At 51.3% G+C, this 5669-nt stretch carries 2 tRNA genes and 3 rRNA genes; all 5 read right to left on the bottom strand.

What is annotated here, in order from left to right:
• Positions 1 to 48 precede the first annotated feature (48 nt).
• Positions 49 to 164 (bottom strand): 5S ribosomal RNA (rrf, locus tag PMI18_RS02385).
• 157 nt (positions 165 to 321) lie between these two features.
• A 23S ribosomal RNA gene (locus PMI18_RS02390) occupies positions 322 to 3213 on the bottom strand.
• 243 nt (positions 3214 to 3456) lie between these two features.
• Positions 3457 to 3532: transfer RNA gene (locus tag PMI18_RS02395), tRNA-Ala, on the bottom strand.
• Between the two features lie 9 nt (positions 3533 to 3541).
• Positions 3542 to 3618, bottom strand: a tRNA-Ile gene (locus PMI18_RS02400).
• Positions 3619 to 3741: 123 nt separating this feature from the next.
• Positions 3742 to 5280 (bottom strand): 16S ribosomal RNA (locus PMI18_RS02405).
• The 16S, 23S and 5S rRNA genes sit together here with 2 tRNA genes alongside, the layout of an rRNA operon.
• Positions 5281 to 5669 lie beyond the last annotated feature (389 nt).

Below are 5669 nucleotides of genomic sequence, written 5' to 3'. Positions count from 1 at the left end.
AAAACAAAACCCCTACCTGCATACGCAGATAGGGGTTTCGGAATTCAATCTTGACGATGACCTACTCTCACATGGGGAAACCCCACACTACCATCGGCGATGCATCGTTTCACTGCTGAGTTCGGGATGGGATCAGGTGGTTCCAATGCTCTATGGTCGTCAAGAAATTCGGTAGCCAGCTCGTTCTCCTTACGGATCACGCTCCAGCGAATGGGTATGCGATAGTTTGGTGTTTTGTGAGTATCTCGAACTTTCGGTTCGTTTCGTCTTCACACACCGCAATCTGGCCTCTTTCGAGTTCACAAATTGCTTGGGTGTTATATGGTCAAGCCTCACGGGCAATTAGTATTGGTTAGCTCAACGCCTCACAGCGCTTACACACCCAACCTATCAACGTCGTAGTCTTCGACGGCCCTTCAGGGGACTCAAGGTCCCAGTGAGATCTCATCTTGAGGCTAGTTTCCCGCTTAGATGCTTTCAGCGGTTATCTATTCCGAACATAGCTACCCGGCAATGCCACTGGCGTGACAACCGGAACACCAGAGGTTCGTCCACTCCGGTCCTCTCGTACTAGGAGCAGCCCCTCTCAAATCTCAAACGTCCACGGCAGATAGGGACCGAACTGTCTCACGACGTTCTAAACCCAGCTCGCGTACCACTTTAAATGGCGAACAGCCATACCCTTGGGACCGGCTTCAGCCCCAGGATGTGATGAGCCGACATCGAGGTGCCAAACACCGCCGTCGATATGAACTCTTGGGCGGTATCAGCCTGTTATCCCCGGAGTACCTTTTATCCGTTGAGCGATGGCCCTTCCATACAGAACCACCGGATCACTAAGACCTACTTTCGTACCTGCTCGACGTGTCTGTCTCGCAGTCAAGCGCGCTTTTGCCTTTATACTCTACGACCGATTTCCGACCGGTCTGAGCGCACCTTCGTACTCCTCCGTTACTCTTTAGGAGGAGACCGCCCCAGTCAAACTACCCACCATACACTGTCCTCGATCCGGATAACGGACCTGAGTTAGAACCTCAAAGTTGCCAGGGTGGTATTTCAAGGTTGGCTCCACGCGAACTGGCGTCCACGCTTCAAAGCCTCCCACCTATCCTACACAAGCAAATTCAAAGTCCAGTGCAAAGCTATAGTAAAGGTTCACGGGGTCTTTCCGTCTAGCCGCGGATACACTGCATCTTCACAGCGATTTCAATTTCACTGAGTCTCGGGTGGAGACAGCGCCGCCATCGTTACGCCATTCGTGCAGGTCGGAACTTACCCGACAAGGAATTTCGCTACCTTAGGACCGTTATAGTTACGGCCGCCGTTTACCGGGGCTTCGATCAAGAGCTTCGCGTTAGCTAACCCCATCAATTAACCTTCCGGCACCGGGCAGGCGTCACACCCTATACGTCCACTTTCGTGTTTGCAGAGTGCTGTGTTTTTAATAAACAGTCGCAGCGGCCTGGTATCTTCGACCGGCGTGGGCTTACGCAGTAAATGCTTCACCCTCACCGGCGCACCTTCTCCCGAAGTTACGGTGCCATTTTGCCTAGTTCCTTCACCCGAGTTCTCTCAAGCGCCTTGGTATTCTCTACCCAACCACCTGTGTCGGTTTGGGGTACGGTTCCTGGTTACCTGAAGCTTAGAAGCTTTTCTTGGAAGCATGGCATCAACCACTTCGTCACCCAAAGGGTAACTCGTCATCAGCTCTCGGCCTTGGAATCCCGGATTTACCTAAGATTCCAGCCTACCACCTTAAACTTGGACAACCAACGCCAAGCTGGCCTAGCCTTCTCCGTCCCTCCATCGCAATAACCAGAAGTACAGGAATATTAACCTGTTTTCCATCGACTACGCTTTTCAGCCTCGCCTTAGGGACCGACTAACCCTGCGTCGATTAACGTTGCGCAGGAAACCTTGGTCTTTCGGCGTGGGTGTTTTTCACACCCATTGTCGTTACTCATGTCAGCATTCGCACTTCTGATACCTCCAGCAAGCTTCTCAACTCACCTTCACAGGCTTACAGAACGCTCCTCTACCGCATCACCTAAGTGATACCCGTAGCTTCGGTGTATGGTTTGAGCCCCGTTACATCTTCCGCGCAGGCCGACTCGACTAGTGAGCTATTACGCTTTCTTTAAAGGGTGGCTGCTTCTAAGCCAACCTCCTAGCTGTCTAAGCCTTCCCACATCGTTTCCCACTTAACCATAACTTTGGGACCTTAGCTGACGGTCTGGGTTGTTTCCCTTTTCACGACGGACGTTAGCACCCGCCGTGTGTCTCCCATGCTCGGCACTTGTAGGTATTCGGAGTTTGCATCGGTTTGGTAAGTCGGGATGACCCCCTAGCCGAAACAGTGCTCTACCCCCTACAGTGATACATGAGGCGCTACCTAAATAGCTTTCGAGGAGAACCAGCTATCTCCGAGCTTGATTAGCCTTTCACTCCGATCCACAGGTCATCCGCTAACTTTTCAACGGTAGTCGGTTCGGTCCTCCAGTTAGTGTTACCCAACCTTCAACCTGCCCATGGATAGATCGCCCGGTTTCGGGTCTATTCCCAGCGACTAGACGCCCTATTAAGACTCGCTTTCGCTACGCCTCCCCTATTCGGTTAAGCTCGCCACTGAAAATAAGTCGCTGACCCATTATACAAAAGGTACGCAGTCACCCAACAAAGTGGGCTCCCACTGCTTGTACGCATACGGTTTCAGGATCTATTTCACTCCCCTCTCCGGGGTTCTTTTCGCCTTTCCCTCACGGTACTAGTTCACTATCGGTCAGTCAGTAGTATTTAGCCTTGGAGGATGGTCCCCCCATATTCAGACAAAGTTTCTCGTGCTCCGTCCTACTCGATTTCATGACCAAGAGATTTTCGCGTACAGGGCTATCACCCACTATGGCCGCACTTTCCAGAGCGTTCCGCTAATCTCAAAGCCACTTAAGGGCTAGTCCCCGTTCGCTCGCCACTACTAAGGGAATCTCGGTTGATTTCTTTTCCTCAGGGTACTTAGATGTTTCAGTTCCCCTGGTTCGCTTCTTAAGCCTATGTATTCAGCTTAAGATACCTAACTTATGTTAGGTGGGTTCCCCCATTCAGACATCTCCGGATCAAAGTCTGTTTGCCGACTCCCCGAAGCTTTTCGCAGGCTACCACGTCTTTCATCGCCTCTGACTGCCAAGGCATCCACCGTATGCGCTTCTTCACTTGACCATATAACCCCAAGCAATCTGGTTATACTGTGAAGACGACATTCGCCGAAAATTCGATGCTTGCTCATAAAGAGCAACTCACAAATTTTACCTTAGCCTGATCCGTTACCAGTGAAAGTAACGTTCAGTCTATCTTTCTATCACATACCCAAATTTTTAAAGAACGATCTAATCAAAAGACTAGAAATCAATATTCACACCGGAATATTCATTTCTAAACTCTCAAACGTTTCGAAGCAGTTAATGGTGGAGCCAAACGGGATCGAACCGTTGACCTCCTGCGTGCAAGGCAGGCGCTCTCCCAGCTGAGCTATGGCCCCATACAAAATTGGTGGGTCTGGGCAGATTCGAACTGCCGACCTCACCCTTATCAGGGGTGCGCTCTAACCAACTGAGCTACAGACCCAATTTCGAGCGCGTAACTGTTAGCGTTGAGCTATCAGCTTGGAGCTTAAAGCTGCTTCTATCGTCTTCTTCAATGAATCAAGCAATTCGTGTGGGAACTTATGGAGCAGCTGATGTCGTCGATTAAGGAGGTGATCCAGCCGCAGGTTCCCCTACGGCTACCTTGTTACGACTTCACCCCAGTCATGAATCACACCGTGGTAACCGTCCTCCCGAAGGTTAGACTAGCTACTTCTGGTGCAACCCACTCCCATGGTGTGACGGGCGGTGTGTACAAGGCCCGGGAACGTATTCACCGCGACATTCTGATTCGCGATTACTAGCGATTCCGACTTCACGCAGTCGAGTTGCAGACTGCGATCCGGACTACGATCGGTTTTCTGGGATTAGCTCCACCTCGCGGCTTGGCAACCCTCTGTACCGACCATTGTAGCACGTGTGTAGCCCAGGCCGTAAGGGCCATGATGACTTGACGTCATCCCCACCTTCCTCCGGTTTGTCACCGGCAGTCTCCTTAGAGTGCCCACCATAACGTGCTGGTAACTAAGGACAAGGGTTGCGCTCGTTACGGGACTTAACCCAACATCTCACGACACGAGCTGACGACAGCCATGCAGCACCTGTCTCAATGTTCCCGAAGGCACCAATCCATCTCTGGAAAGTTCATTGGATGTCAAGGCCTGGTAAGGTTCTTCGCGTTGCTTCGAATTAAACCACATGCTCCACCGCTTGTGCGGGCCCCCGTCAATTCATTTGAGTTTTAACCTTGCGGCCGTACTCCCCAGGCGGTCAACTTAATGCGTTAGCTGCGCCACTAAGAGCTCAAGGCTCCCAACGGCTAGTTGACATCGTTTACGGCGTGGACTACCAGGGTATCTAATCCTGTTTGCTCCCCACGCTTTCGCACCTCAGTGTCAGTATCAGTCCAGGTGGTCGCCTTCGCCACTGGTGTTCCTTCCTATATCTACGCATTTCACCGCTACACAGGAAATTCCACCACCCTCTACCATACTCTAGCTCGTCAGTTTTGAATGCAGTTCCCAGGTTGAGCCCGGGGATTTCACATCCAACTTAACGAACCACCTACGCGCGCTTTACGCCCAGTAATTCCGATTAACGCTTGCACCCTCTGTATTACCGCGGCTGCTGGCACAGAGTTAGCCGGTGCTTATTCTGTCGGTAACGTCAAAACAATTACGTATTAGGTAACTGCCCTTCCTCCCAACTTAAAGTGCTTTACAATCCGAAGACCTTCTTCACACACGCGGCATGGCTGGATCAGGCTTTCGCCCATTGTCCAATATTCCCCACTGCTGCCTCCCGTAGGAGTCTGGACCGTGTCTCAGTTCCAGTGTGACTGATCATCCTCTCAGACCAGTTACGGATCGTCGCCTTGGTGAGCCATTACCTCACCAACTAGCTAATCCGACCTAGGCTCATCTGATAGCGCAAGGCCCGAAGGTCCCCTGCTTTCTCCCGTAGGACGTATGCGGTATTAGCGTCCGTTTCCGAGCGTTATCCCCCACTACCAGGCAGATTCCTAGGCATTACTCACCCGTCCGCCGCTCGCCACCAGGTACAAGTACCCGTGCTGCCGCTCGACTTGCATGTGTTAGGCCTGCCGCCAGCGTTCAATCTGAGCCATGATCAAACTCTTCAGTTCAAACATCTTTGGGTTTTTAAGAAACCCTAAACTTGGCTCAGCAATCGTTGGTTACATCTTTGATTTCTCGCGGAGTAACTTGTGATGCTGATAATCTTGTTGACTATCAGTCTGACTCCACAAGCACCCACACGAATTGCTTGATTCAGTTGTTAAAGAGCGGTTGGTTAAGATCTTTCGTCTCAACCGAGGCGCGCATTCTACAGCAGCCTCTGTTGCTGTCAAGCGGTTATTTTCAGAAGTTTTCAAAGTTTCGCTTGGAAATCTTTAACAACTTCAACCACTTGCGCTTCCGATCTCTCGTTAGCGGGAGGCGAATTCTACAGCGTTACTCGCTGCTGTCAACACCTCTTTTTCTCCGCTTTCGACCGAGACGATCGAACCGTCAA

Origin of the sequence: Pseudomonas sp. GM102 (assembly GCF_000282555.1) — a bacterium.
Taxonomy (GTDB): Bacteria; Pseudomonadota; Gammaproteobacteria; order Pseudomonadales; family Pseudomonadaceae; genus Aquipseudomonas.
This window is presented reverse-complemented; position numbering and strand designations above follow the sequence as displayed.